The organism is Pseudomonas sp. Irchel 3E19, assembly GCF_900187585.1.
Classification (GTDB): domain Bacteria; phylum Pseudomonadota; class Gammaproteobacteria; order Pseudomonadales; family Pseudomonadaceae; genus Aquipseudomonas; species Aquipseudomonas baetica.
Window position 1 is genome coordinate 81,270 of the sequence record NZ_FYDT01000025.1, and the last position, 14,077, is coordinate 95,346.

General features: G+C 58.6%; 10 protein-coding genes and 1 pseudogene. 4 read left to right on the forward strand and 7 right to left on the reverse strand.

Features of this window, described 5'->3' with window-relative positions; translation table 11 throughout:
• Positions 1-8: 8 nt before the first annotated feature.
• A pseudogene (ilvA, locus tag CKW18_RS17000) lies at positions 9-992 on the reverse strand (threonine ammonia-lyase, biosynthetic); the annotation flags it as partial.
• A gap of 305 nt (positions 993-1,297) precedes the next feature.
• On the opposite strand from ilvA, the gene CKW18_RS17005 reads away from it, so the two are divergent.
• Positions 1,298-1,633, forward strand: a complete 336-nt coding sequence (locus CKW18_RS17005; RefSeq protein ID WP_095189857.1) for a DUF2834 domain-containing protein — start codon at positions 1,298-1,300, stop codon at positions 1,631-1,633.
• Between the two features lie 73 nt (positions 1,634-1,706).
• Here CKW18_RS17005 and CKW18_RS17010 read toward each other — a convergent pair whose 3' ends face one another.
• Both CKW18_RS17010 and CKW18_RS17015 read right to left on the reverse strand, forming a co-directional pair.
• The gene (locus CKW18_RS17010) at positions 1,707-2,630 is read right to left on the reverse strand and encodes a magnesium transporter CorA family protein (RefSeq protein WP_095189858.1); all 924 of its coding nucleotides are present in this window, start codon (positions 2,628-2,630) and stop codon (positions 1,707-1,709) included.
• A gap of 7 nt (positions 2,631-2,637) precedes the next feature.
• Positions 2,638-4,212, reverse strand: a complete 1,575-nt coding sequence (locus tag CKW18_RS17015) for a RimK family protein (protein ID WP_095189859.1) — start codon at positions 4,210-4,212, stop codon at positions 2,638-2,640.
• 92 nt (positions 4,213-4,304) lie between these two features.
• Between CKW18_RS17015 and rimI the strand changes: the two genes are divergently transcribed.
• Entirely contained in the window at positions 4,305-5,405 is a 1,101-nt protein-coding gene (gene rimI / locus CKW18_RS17020) for a ribosomal protein S18-alanine N-acetyltransferase (RefSeq protein ID WP_095189860.1), read from the forward strand.
• Positions 5,406-5,504: 99 nt separating this feature from the next.
• On the opposite strand, the gene CKW18_RS17025 is transcribed toward rimI, so the two are convergent.
• The gene (locus CKW18_RS17025) at positions 5,505-6,659 is read right to left on the reverse strand and encodes a PQQ-dependent sugar dehydrogenase (RefSeq protein ID WP_095189861.1); all 1,155 of its coding nucleotides are present in this window, start codon (positions 6,657-6,659) and stop codon (positions 5,505-5,507) included.
• A gap of 52 nt (positions 6,660-6,711) precedes the next feature.
• Complete coding sequence (locus CKW18_RS17030) at positions 6,712-7,032, reverse strand: hypothetical protein (protein ID WP_095189862.1); 321 nt, start codon at positions 7,030-7,032, stop codon at positions 6,712-6,714.
• 189 nt (positions 7,033-7,221) lie between these two features.
• Between CKW18_RS17030 and CKW18_RS17035 the strand changes: the two genes are divergently transcribed.
• A complete protein-coding gene (locus CKW18_RS17035; RefSeq protein ID WP_095189863.1) occupies positions 7,222-8,088 on the forward strand; it encodes a Ku protein in 867 nt (288 codons plus the stop codon).
• A gap of 304 nt (positions 8,089-8,392) precedes the next feature.
• On the opposite strand, the gene lpxO is transcribed toward CKW18_RS17035, so the two are convergent.
• Both lpxO and CKW18_RS17045 read right to left on the reverse strand, forming a co-directional pair.
• Positions 8,393-9,292 (reverse strand): lipid A hydroxylase LpxO, encoded by a 900-nt coding sequence (gene lpxO / locus CKW18_RS17040; protein WP_095189873.1) that lies wholly within the window; start codon positions 9,290-9,292, stop codon positions 8,393-8,395.
• Between the two features lie 309 nt (positions 9,293-9,601).
• Complete coding sequence (locus CKW18_RS17045; RefSeq protein WP_095189864.1) at positions 9,602-11,842, reverse strand: glycoside hydrolase; 2,241 nt, start codon at positions 11,840-11,842, stop codon at positions 9,602-9,604.
• A 482-nt stretch (positions 11,843-12,324) separates the two neighbouring features.
• Here CKW18_RS17045 and CKW18_RS17050 point away from each other — a divergent pair, with 482 nt between their 5' ends.
• Positions 12,325-13,911 (forward strand): ABC-F family ATPase, encoded by a 1,587-nt coding sequence (locus CKW18_RS17050; protein WP_095189865.1) that lies wholly within the window; start codon positions 12,325-12,327, stop codon positions 13,909-13,911.
• Positions 13,912-14,077 lie beyond the last annotated feature (166 nt).

Below are 14,077 nucleotides of genomic sequence, written 5' to 3' on the forward strand. Positions count from 1 at the left end.
CACGCAGCGGCGCGCTCGGCGACATGCCGCAAGCTGTCGAAGTTGATGTTGGCGCCGGAGTCGATCGCCACGAAGGTCTGATCCCGTACACCGTTTCGCGCCACGTACTGTTTGATCCCGGCGACGGCCAATGCACCGGAAGGTTCGGTGATCGAGCGGGTATCGTCGTAGATGTTCTTGATCGCCGCGCAGAGGTCGTCGTTACTGACGGTAAGCACCTCATCCACGCAAAAGCGGCACACCTCAAACCCGTACTCGCCAATCTGCGCCACGGCCACGCCGTCGGCGAAGGTGCCGACGCTGGGCAGCACAACGCGCTCATCCGCCTGCAGTGCGGCCTTCAGGCAGGCGGAATGCTCAGACTCAACGCCGATGATGCGCACTTGTGGGCGCAGGTATTTGACGTAGGCGGCGATGCCCGCGATCAAACCACCACCGCCGACCGGGATGAAGATCGCGTCCAGCGCGCCTTGATGCTGACGGAGGATTTCCATCGCCACGGTACCTTGACCGGCGATGACGTCCGGATCGTCGAAGGGGGACACGAAGGTGCGGCCGGTCTGCTCGGCCAGTTGCAGCGCATGGGCCAAGGCAAACGGAAAGCTCTCGCCATGCAGCAGCGCTTCGGCACCGCGACTGCGTACGCCAAGGACTTTCAGTTCCGGCGTTGTGGAGGGCATGACGATGGTCGCCGCGATCCCGAGCTCGCGCGCCGCCAGCGCCACGCCTTGGGCATGGTTGCCCGCCGACGCGGTGATCACCCCGCGCGCCTTCTGCTCGTCGCTCAACTGCACCAGTTTGTTGTAGGCGCCGCGGATCTTGAAGGAGAACGTCGGTTGCAGGTCTTCACGCTTGAGCAGGATGCGGTTGCCCAGCGCTTCGGACAGTGCCGGCGCGGCCTGCAACGGCGTACGCACCGCGATGTCGTAGACCGGCGCGGCGAGGATCTTCTTTACATAGTGCTCAAGCAGGGTTTGCTGATTGTTCATCATCGACGTCTCCTGATTCCCCCCCTGTAGAAGCGGCCCGAGCCTTCGGCAGCTCCTGCAGGGGTAGGCGTTTTGGGTTAAGACCCCGGAGACAGAAAATGAAAACCCGCCTCTAGGGCGGGTTCGGTGCTGCAGTCGTGAGCTAGCCCGCCAAATGAGGAATGGCGGTAATAATGCTTGGCTGGCAGCGCAATACGGTGGAAGTCATGGGCCTGAAATTAGCCTGCGCGCTGCTGGCAAGTCAATGGCCAATTGTGCGTCGCGGTTGTAGGCTGGCGATTCTGCTCAGCACTTCAAGGAATGAACGCATGATTGCTATCGCCCTGCCCCTCACGGCTTTGCTCGCATTTACCGGCTATACCGTTTCAGTGATGCTCCAGGCCGAGCAGTCGTTGATCGATTTCGGGATCAGCCTGATGTCGCGCCCGGATACCGCGCAGGTGGTGATCGATCTGTATTTGCTGGCGACACTGGCCGCCATCTGGATGGTCAAGGATGCCCGCTCGCGTGGGCTGTCGGTGTGGTCGGTGGTTCCGTATCTGTTGCTGACGGCGGTGTTTGTGTCGATCGGGCCGTTGTTGTATCTGGTGGTACGTGGGGTTCGGGACAGAAAGGCATCTGTTGAAGCTGTGCGAGCGAGCTGATCGGGTTTTTTGGCTGTTATCAAGAGAGCTATCGCTGGCTTGCCAGCGATGGCGTCTGGTCAACCCACACAGGTCACTTGGCCAATCGCCGCAAGCCAAACAAAATTCCCCCCGCCCCCAGCAGCATCACCGCCAGAAACACCGGATACGACACCCACCACGGTGTCCCCGCCGTCATCATGCTGAACTCCGACATGCCACCGATGCTGGCGATCAGGTTGAGCGGCAAAAACACCACGTTGATCAGCGTCAATTTGCGCAGCAGATTGTTCATGCTGTTGTTCATCAGATTGCCACGCGCGTCGATCAGCCCGGAGAACACCGTGGAGTAGATCTCGGCCTGTTTGTAGCACTGGTTGTTTTCGATGATCAGGTCGTCGATCAGGCCCAGTGCTTCGCTGCTGAAATGCTGTTTCTCGGCATGATTGCGCAGGCGCGTCAGCACCGCGCCGTTGCTGTGCAGGGCGTTGATGTAATAGATCAGGCTTTCACTGAGGTTGAACATCTGCACCAGATGCTGGTTTTGCATCGAGGCGTTGAATTTTTGTTGCAACTCGCGGGCGACCAGTTTGATCACCTTCAAGTGGCCCAGGTAGTGATGGATGTTGTTGAACAGCAGGTCGAGCAATACATCCAGTGGCGCATTCAGCGGCTGGCGCGTGCCGATACCGTGCAGCGGCGTGTCGTCGGTGGCGATCACCAGCAACTGGCCCGGCGAAAACAGCAAGCCGCAAGACGACACTTCGAACGCCAGGCTGCCACCCCCCGAGTAGTTCTCTGGACGCTTCCAGATCAGAAACAGATGGTCGGGGTGGAATTCGATGCGCGACACTTCGTCCGGGTCCAAAGCCGAGGCCAGTGCGTGTTCATCGAGCTTGTAGTGGCTGTGCAGCAAATCACGCTCGGCAGCATCGGGATTGCTGAACAGCATGACCTCGGCGTCCAGCCGTTCAACGCGCTGCAGTGCGCCATGCCTCAAGGCAAAACTGCTGATCATCGGCGCATCACCAGGCCTGACCGCGACGTTTGAGTTCCAGCCGTCGCACGAACTCTTCCAGCACCAGTGAATACAGATCGTCCTGTAAATAGGCGTCTTCGATACCGGCATCAAGGTTCGGGTTGTCGTTGACCTCGATCACCACCACTTTGTCGCCGGCCTGTTTCAGGTCGACACCGTAGAGGCCGTCGCCAATCAGATTCGCGGTTTTTACGGCCAGCTCCACCACCGCCCGCGGCGCTTCGTGAATGGCCAGGGTGCGACACTCGCCATTGACGTCCTGACCTTTGGCCTTGTGGTTGTAGATCTGCCAGTGGCCCTTGGACATGAAGTACTGGCAGGCGAAGATCGGTTTGCGATTGAGCACGCCGATGCGCCAGTCGTACTCGGTGTAGAAAAACTCTTGCGCCAGCAACAACACCGAATGTTCGAACAGTTCGGCGGTGGCTTCGAGCAGCGCCTGTTGGCTTTCGACCTTGATCACCCCGCGTGAGAAACAGCCATCAGGGATCTTCAGGACCAGTGGGAACCCCAGGCGCTCGCCGACCCGTTCGAAGTCTTCGGGTCGTTCCTTGTAGAGGATTTCCGTGGCGGGCATGCCCAGTTGATGGCTGTTGAGCAGATCCGTCAGATAGACCTTGTTGGTGCAGCGCAGGATCGAAGCCGGGTCATCCATCACCACCAGCCCTTCGCTTTCGGCTTTCTTGGCGAAGCGGTAGGTGTGGTTGTCGACGCTGGTGGTTTCGCGGATCAGCAGGCCGTCGTACTCGGCCAGACGCGCGTAATCCTTGCGTTCGATCAGCTCGACATCGATGCCCATGCGCTTGCCGACGCGGATGAAATTTTCCAGCGCCTTGCTGTTTGAGGGCGGTAACGCCTCTTGCGGATCGTGCAGAATCGCCAGGTCATAACGCGCCACTTGCGGCGAACGCGGCACCCGCCAGACTTTACGGCTGAAGCCGTCCAGCGCATTGGCAAACTGATCTTCCTGATCATCGCGCAACTTGTGCAAGGCACCGGACTTGATGCCTTCGATGTGCCAACCGTTAGTTCGGCGAAACTCAACTAACAGAATCGGACAGGGAAACACTTCAAATAACTGACGGGCCAGATCCTGCAACGGTTCGATGTGTGTCTTGCCGAAGTAAAGTGTCAGGGTAAAGCCTTCGGTATCGCTGTAAAGGTGATGACTGAGAGCTTTTTCCAGAGTTTTATCCAGATCATCCAGCGCCAGACCATAGAGCGATTTTTTGGTCAGTTCGCTGATCGTGCGCACCGATGGAATCACCTTGTGCCCCCGCGCCTCGGCCAGCAGCGAGCAGTAATAACCGTGGCCGAGATACTTGTAGCTGCGGCACAAGTTGATCACCTGGACGCGCTTGCCCGACTCGTTTTCCGGGGTTTGCTCGAGGTATTGCTGCGCCGTGATGATGTCTTCGCTGGGAAAATACGAGGCCCAGTCTTCCTTGCGTTCGACAATGATCAGCACTTGACTGGAGGCTCTAACGACTGGATTTAAATAAGTTGCCGCCGGCAAACTTTGCTCGGATACTTCGCGCCAATGACCCTGTACCGCTGACATAGAGATTGATCCGTTGGAGAACAAGACCATTTCTATTAAGCACGAAGTTTTTCGAAAGTCCCGTTTCGTTACGCAACTTTTACGGTGGTCATATGAGTGCTGTTTTTCGTTTGGCGGTAGTTGAAGACTTGCCGGCGTTGCTGGCATTGGAAATGCAATGTTTCACCACGGACCGGCTGACGCCTCGCAGTTTTCAGTGGATGATCACCCGCGCCCACGCACAGTTGCTGGTGGCCGAGCGTGAGGGGCGATTGGTCGGTTACGCACTGGTGCTGTTTCATCGCGGTACGTCGCTGGCGCGGCTCTACTCCATCGCGATTGCCGCCGAGGCGCGCGGTACCGGGCTGGGCAAGCAGTTGCTGCAACACATCGAAGCGATTGCGCTGGACCACGACTGCGCCTATCTGCGCCTTGAGGTGCGCACTGACAACCCCGCCGCCATTCATCTGTATGAACGCAGCGGCTTCCGCCGTTTCGCCTTGATTCACGACTATTACGAAGACCACGCCGATGCGCTGCGCCTGGAGAAACGCATTCTCCAGCACCGCGACTCGCGCAGCATCAAGGTGCCCTGGTATCGCCAGACCACCGATTTCACCTGCGGCCCGGCGTGTCTGCTGATGGCCATGGGCGCGCTGCAGCCTGGGCGTTTATTGGAGCGACGCGAGGAGTTGCAGATCTGGCGCGAGGCGACAACGGTGTTCATGACCTCCGGACACGGCGGCTGCAGTCCGCAGGGGCTGGCTCTGGCCGCATGGCGGCGGAGTTTTCGCGTGCGCCTGCAACTGAGCATGGCCGGGCCACTGTTCCTCGATGGCGTGCGCGATGAGCATAAAAAAGGCGTCATGCGCCTGGTACACGAGGCGTTCACAGAACAGTTGGCAGAGACCGATGTCGAGCAGGTGATCGGTGCGGCGCTGGACCTGCCGCGCCTGCTCGATGCCGGCGGCCAGCCGCTGGTGTTGATCAGCAGCTATCGCCTGACCCGCTCCAAGTCGCCGCACTGGGTGGTGGTGACGGACTGTGATGAGGACTTTGTGTACCTGCACGACCCGGATGTCGATCACAGCCAGCATCGCCAACCGATGGACTGCCAGCATGTGCCGGTCAGTCATGGGGAGTTTGAGAAAATGAGCCGGTTCGGACGAGGGAAGCTAAGGGCGGCGGTGGTTTTGTATTCCCGCAGTGAGTAAGCCTGGCGCTACAGGAGCTGCCGAAGGCGGCGATCTTTTGATCTTGAAAAATCAGATCAAAAGATCGCCGCCTGCGCCAGCGCCTACAGGGAATGTATTTCAAGGTGTGGGTTTCAGGCCGATTTTGTAGAGCGAGCCATTGTCCTCATCCGTCAGCACATACAAGTAACCATCCGGGCCCTGGCGCACGTCGCGAATGCGCTGCTGCAGCTCACCGAGCAAGCGCTCTTCATGCACAACTTTGTCGCCATCGAACTGCAGGCGAATCAACTCCTGACTCACTAGCGCGCCAATAAACAGGTTCTGCTGCCACGGCTTGAAGCGATCGGCGTCGTAAAACGCCATGCCCGTGACGCCCGGTGATTTTTCCCAGACGTGGCGTGGATCAACGCCTCCTTCAACGCTTTTGCCTTTGGCTTCCGGAATCGGCTGCAGCGAATAGTTGATGCCATGGGTCGCCAACGGCCAGCCGTAGTTCTTACCGCGCTCGATGATGTTCACTTCATCGCCGCCACGCGGGCCGTGTTCGTTCTCCCAGATTGTGCCGTTCCACGGATTGAGCGCTGCACCCTGCGGGTTGCGGATGCCGTAGGCCCAGATCTCGGGGCGCACGCCGGACTGCCCCACGAACGGGTTGTCGTCCGGTACTTTGCCGTCCGGGTAGATCCGCACGATCTTGCCTTGCAGCTTGTCGAGATCCTGCGCGGTCGGCCGGTCGTTGTTCTCACCGAGGGTAATGAACAGATAACCGTCGCGGTCAAACACCAGGCGTGAGCCGAAGTGGTTGCCGGTCGAGAGTTTCGGCTCCTGGCGGAAGACCACCTTGAAGTCTTCGAGCGTCTGCAAATCATCGGACAAGCGCCCGCGTCCCACGGCCGTCCCGGCCTTGTCGCCGGCACCGCCGCCCTCGGCGTACGACAGATACACCAGCCGATCCTGTTTAAAGTCCGGCGACAGCACCACATCGAGCAAACCGCCCTGCCCCTTGGCCCAGACCTTGGGCACACCGCTGATCGGTGCCGACAACTTGCCATCGGCACCGACGACCCGCAGATTGCCCGGCCGTTCGGTTACCAGCATGCCCTGGCGATCCGGCAGAAACGCCAAAGCCCACGGATGCTCCAGGCCCTGGCTTATCGTGGTGACTTCAAGGGTGCCCTGCTCGCTTTGCAGCTCTTTGGGCGCTGCGGCGAATGCCGGAACACTGACCAGCGCGCCGGTGCACAGCGTGGCTAAAAGGGTTTTACGCAACATGCACGATTCCTTTTGTTCATTTGAATGGCTGACAGAACGTCAGTCCTGCCGTTCAACGGTTGCTACCGCTACCGCGTGGAGGCGGATTGGGGATGAAGGTCGGTGGCGTACCCGGCACCGAGCGGATCGGCTGGCCGTTGCCAATGCCACGGTTCTCGACGGTGGGCTGACGCGGTGTCGGCACCGTGCCCGGCCCGCGAATGGCCGGAGCGCTGGGTTGGGTGCCCTGCAGGCTGTTGGGATTGGCCCGGCGGATCGGGCTGTTGTAGGGGTTGTTGCTGTTGCCGGTCGGGCTTTGAGCCAGCACGACGTCGGCATGAACCAGACCGCCACTGAGTGCCAGGACGGCGATGCCAAACATAATCCGGTTCATGGGGCGGCCTCTCGATGTGCAGGGAACAGAGCCTTCGAGTCCACGCTACGCCGTGGGTTCGGATTTGTTAACCCATCGCCCTTAAACAACATGTAACACGGCTTGACCAAGTCATCGGAAACCGCCGCACCCACTGGAAACTTTCGCGCCCGCGTACAGGTCACCTGAACATCACTCGGAGAACTCACCATGGCTCGGGCAATCTGGAAAGGCGCGATCAGTTTCGGACTGGTTCATATCCCTGTCGCGCTGGTGTCGGCGACGTCCTCGCAGGGCGTCGATTTCGACTGGCTCGACAGCCGCAGCATGGATCCGGTGGGCTACAAACGGGTCAACAAGGTCACCGGCAAGGAGGTCACCAAGGAAAACATCGTCAAAGGCGTGGCTTACGAAAAGGGCCGTTACGTAGTGCTCAGCGAAGAAGAAATCCGCTCGGCGCACCCGGTTTCGACGCAGACCATCGACATTTTTTCCTTTGTCGACGCCGAGCAGATTCCGCTGCAAAACATCGACACGCCCTATTACCTGGCGCCGGATAAACGCGGCGGCAAGGTCTATGCGCTGCTGCGTGAAACCTTGAGCAAAACCAACAAAGTCGCCCTCGCCCGCGTGGTTTTGCATACGCGGCAGTATCTGGCGGCGCTGATGCCGCTGGAGTCAGCATTGGTACTGGTCAAGTTGCGCTGGCCGCAAGAGGTGCGCGGCCTTGATCAACTGGAACTTGGCAGCGAAGTCACCAAGCCACAGCTGGCCAAAGGTGAATTGGACATGGCCAAGCGGCTGGTTCAGGACATGAGCGGCGACTGGACGCCGGAAGATTACAAAGACGAGTTCGAAGACAAGATCATGGCGCTGGTGGATAAGAAGGCCCATGAAGGCAAGATCGAGGACGTCGAGACGGTGGGTGGCGAACAAGCGCGCAAGACGGCCGATGTGATCGACTTGACCGAGCTGCTTAAACGCAGCCTGGGTGGCAAGGCACCGGCCAAGCCGAAGGCCAGGACAGCCACCAAAGCAGCACCGGCCAAACGCACCCGAAAAGCGTCCGGGGAATGACAACTGAGGGATTGTCAGGCAACTGACAGGTTGCTTTTGCGACAGTCATCGCTGGCAAGCCTGCTACCACAAGGTTTAGCCGCGTGAATGAAGTCTGTGTATCACATCGACCACTGTGGGAGCTGGCTTGCCAGCTACCACAAGGTTCAGCCGCGCGAATGAAGTCTGTGTATCACATCGGCCACTGTGGGAGCTGGCTTGCCAGCTACCACAAGGTTTAGCCGCATGAATGAAGTCTGTGTATCACATCGAGCACTGTGGGAGCTGGCTTGCCAGCGATGGCGTCAGCTCATTCACAACCTATTCAGATCAGAATGAAAACGGCCAGTAAACCACCAAAGATCGCCCATTTTTCCAGGTAATAGCGCGCACGATTACGTTTTTTCAGCTCTTTACCGCGCAGGCGAATCTTGTAGATTTTTGTGAAGAAACGGTTGATGCCGCCGGTGCGGTCACCGGCATCGTTCGGCGCACCCGCCGCAGACATTACGGTGCGGCTGAACCAACCATTGAACGCCGCGGCCCAGCGATACTTCATCGGTCGCTCAATGTCGCAGAACAGAATGATACGGTTTTTGTCCGTGGTGTTTTCCGCGTAATGGATGAAGGTCTCATCGAACATCACCGCTTCACCGTCGCGCCAGTGATAGTTTTCACCGTCGACATTGATGTAGCAGCCGGCATCGTTCGGCGTTTCCAGACCCAGGTGGTAGCGGTAGGAGCCGGCATACGGGTCGCGGTGACGGACCAGCTTGGAACCCGGCGGCAGTTCGGCAAACATGGCGGCCTTGATTGAGCCGATGCTCTGCACCAGTTCTGTGGTACGCGGGCACAGCTTCATCGCCGATGGATGGCTGTCGCCGTACCACTTGAGGTAGAAACGCTTCCAGCCGGTTTTGAAGAACGAGTTGAAACCGACATCGTCGTACTGGTTCGAACGCTTGATCTCGCCGGCGCGGAGCAGGTTCTGCCCTTCTTCGCGGATCTCTTCCCAATGCGCCTGCAACGGACTCAGGTCAGGAAACTCAGCCGGATCGAGGAACGGCTTGTTCGGCTTCTTCGAGAACAGGTACAAAAAGCAGTTGATCGGCGCGAGGAACGTCGAGTGGTCGCTCAATTGCCGACCCAACTTGTGGCGCACCCGTCCACGCAAGTGAACGTATGCAATGGAAATGACATAAATAGCGGCAATGATGAGTTTCACGGAAATCGTCACACGTCAAAAGTGAACAAACTGCGCGTCTGCCGGCCTTGGGCCAGCGTCTGCAGCAGTGGCATAAATACAGAAAATCGTCCCGGTGGCACGTCCTTGAGCCCATGCCGTTAGCGGCTTTTGGGTAATTCGCTGGCATTTTAGCCACACTTTGTAACCGATGGTGAACCTCATCTGTGAAAATCTGTCACGCGAATCTGCAATGCGCCACTGATGGCACTGCCGCCCGATCGTCCAAAGGCCCGAAACCGTGGGGCTTGCCCCTGATACCGGTACGCAACGAAGGCGCAATGACGCGTGTCACTGCGATACCTGGAATACATTTACTCTTTGGTTGTTTTCAAAAACACTGATGCTCTGCCCTGCGAGCTTGTGACCCGCCACTTCACGTTCACGCTTGTCAAAATTGGCCAGCAACTGCGTTCCATCGGCGAATGTGGTCCGTTGCACCAGCCTGTCCTCGCTCACCCAGTGAAAGTCAGTCATTTGCTGTATCGCCAGACGCTCGTGGAGCGGCCGGAAGAAGGCGTCCTGCTTCGCGATCAATGGCAAGCGTTGTTTTAATGTCGCAGCGCTGAGGTGATACAGCGGCGGGACGTTGTAGAGCAACTGGCTCAACTGATTCTCGGCGCGCACATTGCTCAACTTCAAGCTGTCGAACAGCCAGTGATGCGTGGTGATGACTGATCCGTGGAACACCGCCTGATACAACGGCAAACGTGTCTGGGGCGCAAAATGCACTGTGCGATAAGGCTCTTTGAGCGGAACGCTTTTGAAAAACACTTGCGGCTGCTCGTCAGGGAACCAACGACCGACGTAATACGGCGATTTGCGGTTCTTGCTCATGTCCGGGTCGCCCCAGCCAATGACCGGCGTCTGCATGCCGTGGGCAAACAGCACGCCTTGCGCTGTGGTGGCATTGCCGTCCTCGGAGCCGCTCGGCAACTGCAGGGTTTCGTTCAGCCAGCGTGAAGCTTCGATATTGCCCTGGGCATTTTGCGCTTGCGTCAGAGGGCTATCTGCCTGGTAACTGTCGAACAGCATCCCGGTGGCATAAGCATCGAGAAACCAGCTATTGAAGCCGGCGCCACCCTGTACTGCCTTGATGCGAGCCTCCAGTAACGGGCGCACGCAGCGTGGGTCGGTGTAATGGCCCGACTGCTGAAATCCGCGTTTGAATTGACCACTGTTCAACACGATCGCGCACTGTCGGTTGGCTCGCGAGCCCAGGTGCGCCGTGGTCCAGTCCGGATTCTCAGTGGCCGTGAGCGCTGTTTCATAGGAGTCATAAGGCGCCAGCAGATACCCCGCCGCTACGCCTTCGCGCACCGCTTCGGGGTGCCAGAGGCCGCCCTCCCAGCCTTCGCCCAGTCCAATCCATAGGCGCGACAACCCGGCTGCCTTCAACTGCGCAAAAGTATTCGCTGACAAGCTACTGCCCCAACCCTGCGCAGACGCGGTCAGCGCCTCGGAAAATGTGCTGGCCAGCTCCGCGCGCAACGTGCCGTAGCCCTCGGCGAGTTGCTGCATGTCCGGTTCGACGACGGCCTGCCAGGACTTTCTGGCCTGGGTGTTGAGGGCGCCATTGAGACTGCGCAGCAATGTCGCCATTTGATAGCGATTCAGCGGCGGTTGCGCGTTCGCCAGAATATCGCGGGTTTCAGCATCAAAACGGCTACGCAACTCGCTGGCCAGCGCGCCATTGCCGCGCAGCAGTTTCACCAGTGCCGGCCAACTGCGGACGTCCTTTGGTCCGAGCAGGTCATTGCCCCACAAATAAATATGGCTGGCGCCGAGGATTTTTTTTGCTTGTGGCGTTTTTTGCAGTTTTTCACTCAAGGGTTCGTATTGGCCGTTGTCGATCAGCCAACGTCGATAGCGTTTGGCCGGTGCCAGCGGATCGGCGGTGCCCAGCGAAAGTAGGAAGGTCAGCGGTTTGTCCGGTTCAAGCGAGGTGAATTCATGGCGTACGGCCAGGCCGAGGTTTTTACCCTCGGCACTGAAAGTCAGACGATTGTTATAAGGATTGGTCAGCAGCCAATTGAGCGTGAAGCTGCCGTGGTCGACACCCCACAGGGGCAGGCTCAGGTCCTGCGTGCTATTGAGCTCGCCCTGTTCGAGGAGAAAGCCTTGCCACACTGCATCGCCTGCCGGCACGTAATGCCCTTCGGCCAACGGCCAGATCAAGCCGTTGCCCATGGCGCGGCCAGGTTGTCGGAGAAAACCCAGTTCACCGGGATCACGGGCGGTAATGGACAGCGACAGATCGCGCTGATCGAGACTGGCACTCAGGCGCCAGGCGCCGTCATCCCAGCGCCAATCGATGCGGTTGGCGGTCTGGGTCAGGCCGCTCACCCCATGCGCGGCGACGCCCGCCGAAGCCTGTACGGTATTCGCCTGGGACGGCGTGACTTGAATGGCCAGCGTTGCCGGATCGATTTCAACGCGCCAGAGCGCGTTTTCCAGCAGGACATTGGCACTCGCCCACGACGGAATCAGCATGAGGCCAATCAACAGCAGACAGCGAGCAATGAATGGCATGTGCTTTCCTTTTTCCTTCACTGACGCATGGAAACAGGGACTGCGGTTTTTTTCTACAAGCACACGTCACTCATCGGCAGGTCATTCGGCATCGAAGACAAAGACCACCGCCAGAAGGAAAGTTTCTGTCAGACATTTCGCCACTACCTTGCGCCGTGCCTGAAAGCAGCACTTCGCGCCCGGAGCCTGGACTGCTCACGTCAGAGTGAATGGCAAAAGCATTAACCCTCATCAGCGCAAGGTTCGTTATCGCCCGTCATACAACTGCCGCCGTACTTATGCGACAATGCGCGCAATGTCCAAACACAGACCCCGTATTCGTCGTTCAGCAGCGTGGCCACAGCGGTCAACGGTGCTGGCGACGTATGCGCGTTGAATCAACTCAAGCTCAGACTGGGTGGAGCTGGCAAAGCTCCGGATTGGTATCGAAGCGGTATCAGGCAAACAAAACACCAGCTCTAACCCATTGATAGGTAAGGTAATTGATCTCCACAGCTAACATCACGATGCAGTTCGGCGCCAAGCCGCTGTTCGAAAACGTTTCGGTCAAATTTGGCGCGGGCAACCGTTATGGCCTGATCGGCGCCAACGGTTGCGGCAAGTCGACCTTCATGAAAATCCTCGGCGGCGACCTCGACCCGTCCGGTGGTCAGGTCATGCTCGAGCCGAACGTGCGCCTGGGTAAATTGCGTCAGGATCAGTTCGCCTACGAAGAATTCACCGTGATCGACACCGTGATCATGGGTCACGAAGAGCTGTGGAAGGTCAAGGCCGAGCGCGATCGTATCTATTCGCTGCCGGAAATGAGCGAAGAAGACGGCATGGCCGTGGCCGAGCTGGAAACCGAATTCGCCGAAATGGACGGCTACACCGCCGAATCCCGTGCCGGTGAACTGCTGCTGGGCCTGGGTATCGGCATCGAGCAGCATTTCGGCCCGATGAGCGAAGTGTCGCCAGGCTGGAAGCTGCGTGTGTTGCTGGCGCAGGCACTGTTCTCCGATCCGGAAGTGCTGTTGCTCGACGAACCGACCAACCACCTGGACATCAACACCATTCGCTGGCTGGAAAACGTTCTGACCCAGCGTAACAGCCTGATGATCATCATCTCTCACGACCGTCACTTCCTGAACAGCGTGTGTACCCACATGGCTGACCTGGACTACGGCGAGCTGCGTCTGTTCCCGGGCAACTACGACGAGTACATGACCGTGGCGACCCAGTCCCGCGAGCAACTGCTGTCGGACAACGCCAAGAAGAAAGCGCAGATTTCCGAACTGCAATCGTTCGTCAGCCGCTTCTCGGCCAACGCCTCGAAAGCCAAGCAGGCCACTTCCCGCGCCAAGGCGATCGACAAGATCCAGCTGGCCGAGGTCAAGCCGTCGAGCCGCGTGAGTCCGTTCATCCGTTTCGAGCAGAACAAAAAGCTGCACCGTCAGGCAGTCATGGTCGAAAAAATGGCCAAAGGCTTCGACGGCAAGCCGTTGTTCAAGGACTTCAGCTTCCAGGTTGAAGCGGGCGAGCGCGTAGCGATCATCGGCCCGAACGGTATCGGTAAAACCACCCTGCTGCGCACCCTGGTCAACGAACTGACCCCGGATGCCGGTAGCGTCAAGTGGACCGACGCCGCGGAACTGGGCTACTACGCTCAGGACCACGCGCACGACTTCGAAGACGACGTCACGCTGTTCGACTGGATGGGTCAGTGGACCCAGGGCGAGCAGATGATTCGCGGTACTTTGGGCCGTATGCTGTTCTCCAACGACGAGATCCTCAAGTCGGTCAAAGTGATTTCCGGTGGTGAGCAAGGTCGCATGCTGTTCGGCAAGCTGATCCTGCAAAAGCCGAACGTGCTGATCATGGACGAACCGACCAACCACCTGGACATGGAATCGATCGAGGCGCTGAACCTGGCGCTGGAAAACTACCCGGGCACGCTGATCTTCGTCAGCCACGACCGTGAGTTCGTATCGTCCCTGGCCACGCGCATCATCGAGCTGAGCCCGGATGGCGTGACCGACTTCAGCGGCACCTATGATGACTACCTGCGCAGTCAGGGTGTGGTGTTCTAAGACTCAATTTGCGCTCACTGAAAGCCCCGTCCCTGTGACGTAATGCTGTTCACTTAAGCGGAGCAGCCTTGCGATCCACCGGAAACCGGGTTTTTGGGATCTTCACCGTCCTTGGCCTCGAAGGCCTTGGACGGTGATCCAGAAACAGCCCGCCAACGCCTTTTCT

What these genes read in the sequence shown, in the direction of transcription:
- CKW18_RS17005 (WP_095189857.1), top strand. Translation starts at nt 1,298, where the DNA reads ATGATTGCTATCGCCCTGCCCCTCACGGCTTTGCTCGCATTTACCGGC.
- CKW18_RS17010 (WP_095189858.1), bottom strand. Translation starts at nt 2,630, where the DNA reads ATGATCAGCAGTTTTGCCTTGAGGCATGGCGCACTGCAGCGCGTTGAA.
- CKW18_RS17015 (WP_095189859.1), bottom strand. Translation starts at nt 4,212, where the DNA reads ATGTCAGCGGTACAGGGTCATTGGCGCGAAGTATCCGAGCAAAGTTTG.
- rimI (WP_095189860.1), top strand. Translation starts at nt 4,305, where the DNA reads ATGAGTGCTGTTTTTCGTTTGGCGGTAGTTGAAGACTTGCCGGCGTTG.
- CKW18_RS17025 (WP_095189861.1), bottom strand. Translation starts at nt 6,659, where the DNA reads ATGTTGCGTAAAACCCTTTTAGCCACGCTGTGCACCGGCGCGCTGGTC.
- CKW18_RS17030 (WP_095189862.1), bottom strand. Translation starts at nt 7,032, where the DNA reads ATGAACCGGATTATGTTTGGCATCGCCGTCCTGGCACTCAGTGGCGGT.
- CKW18_RS17035 (WP_095189863.1), top strand. Translation starts at nt 7,222, where the DNA reads ATGGCTCGGGCAATCTGGAAAGGCGCGATCAGTTTCGGACTGGTTCAT.
- CKW18_RS17045 (WP_095189864.1), bottom strand. Translation starts at nt 11,842, where the DNA reads ATGCCATTCATTGCTCGCTGTCTGCTGTTGATTGGCCTCATGCTGATT.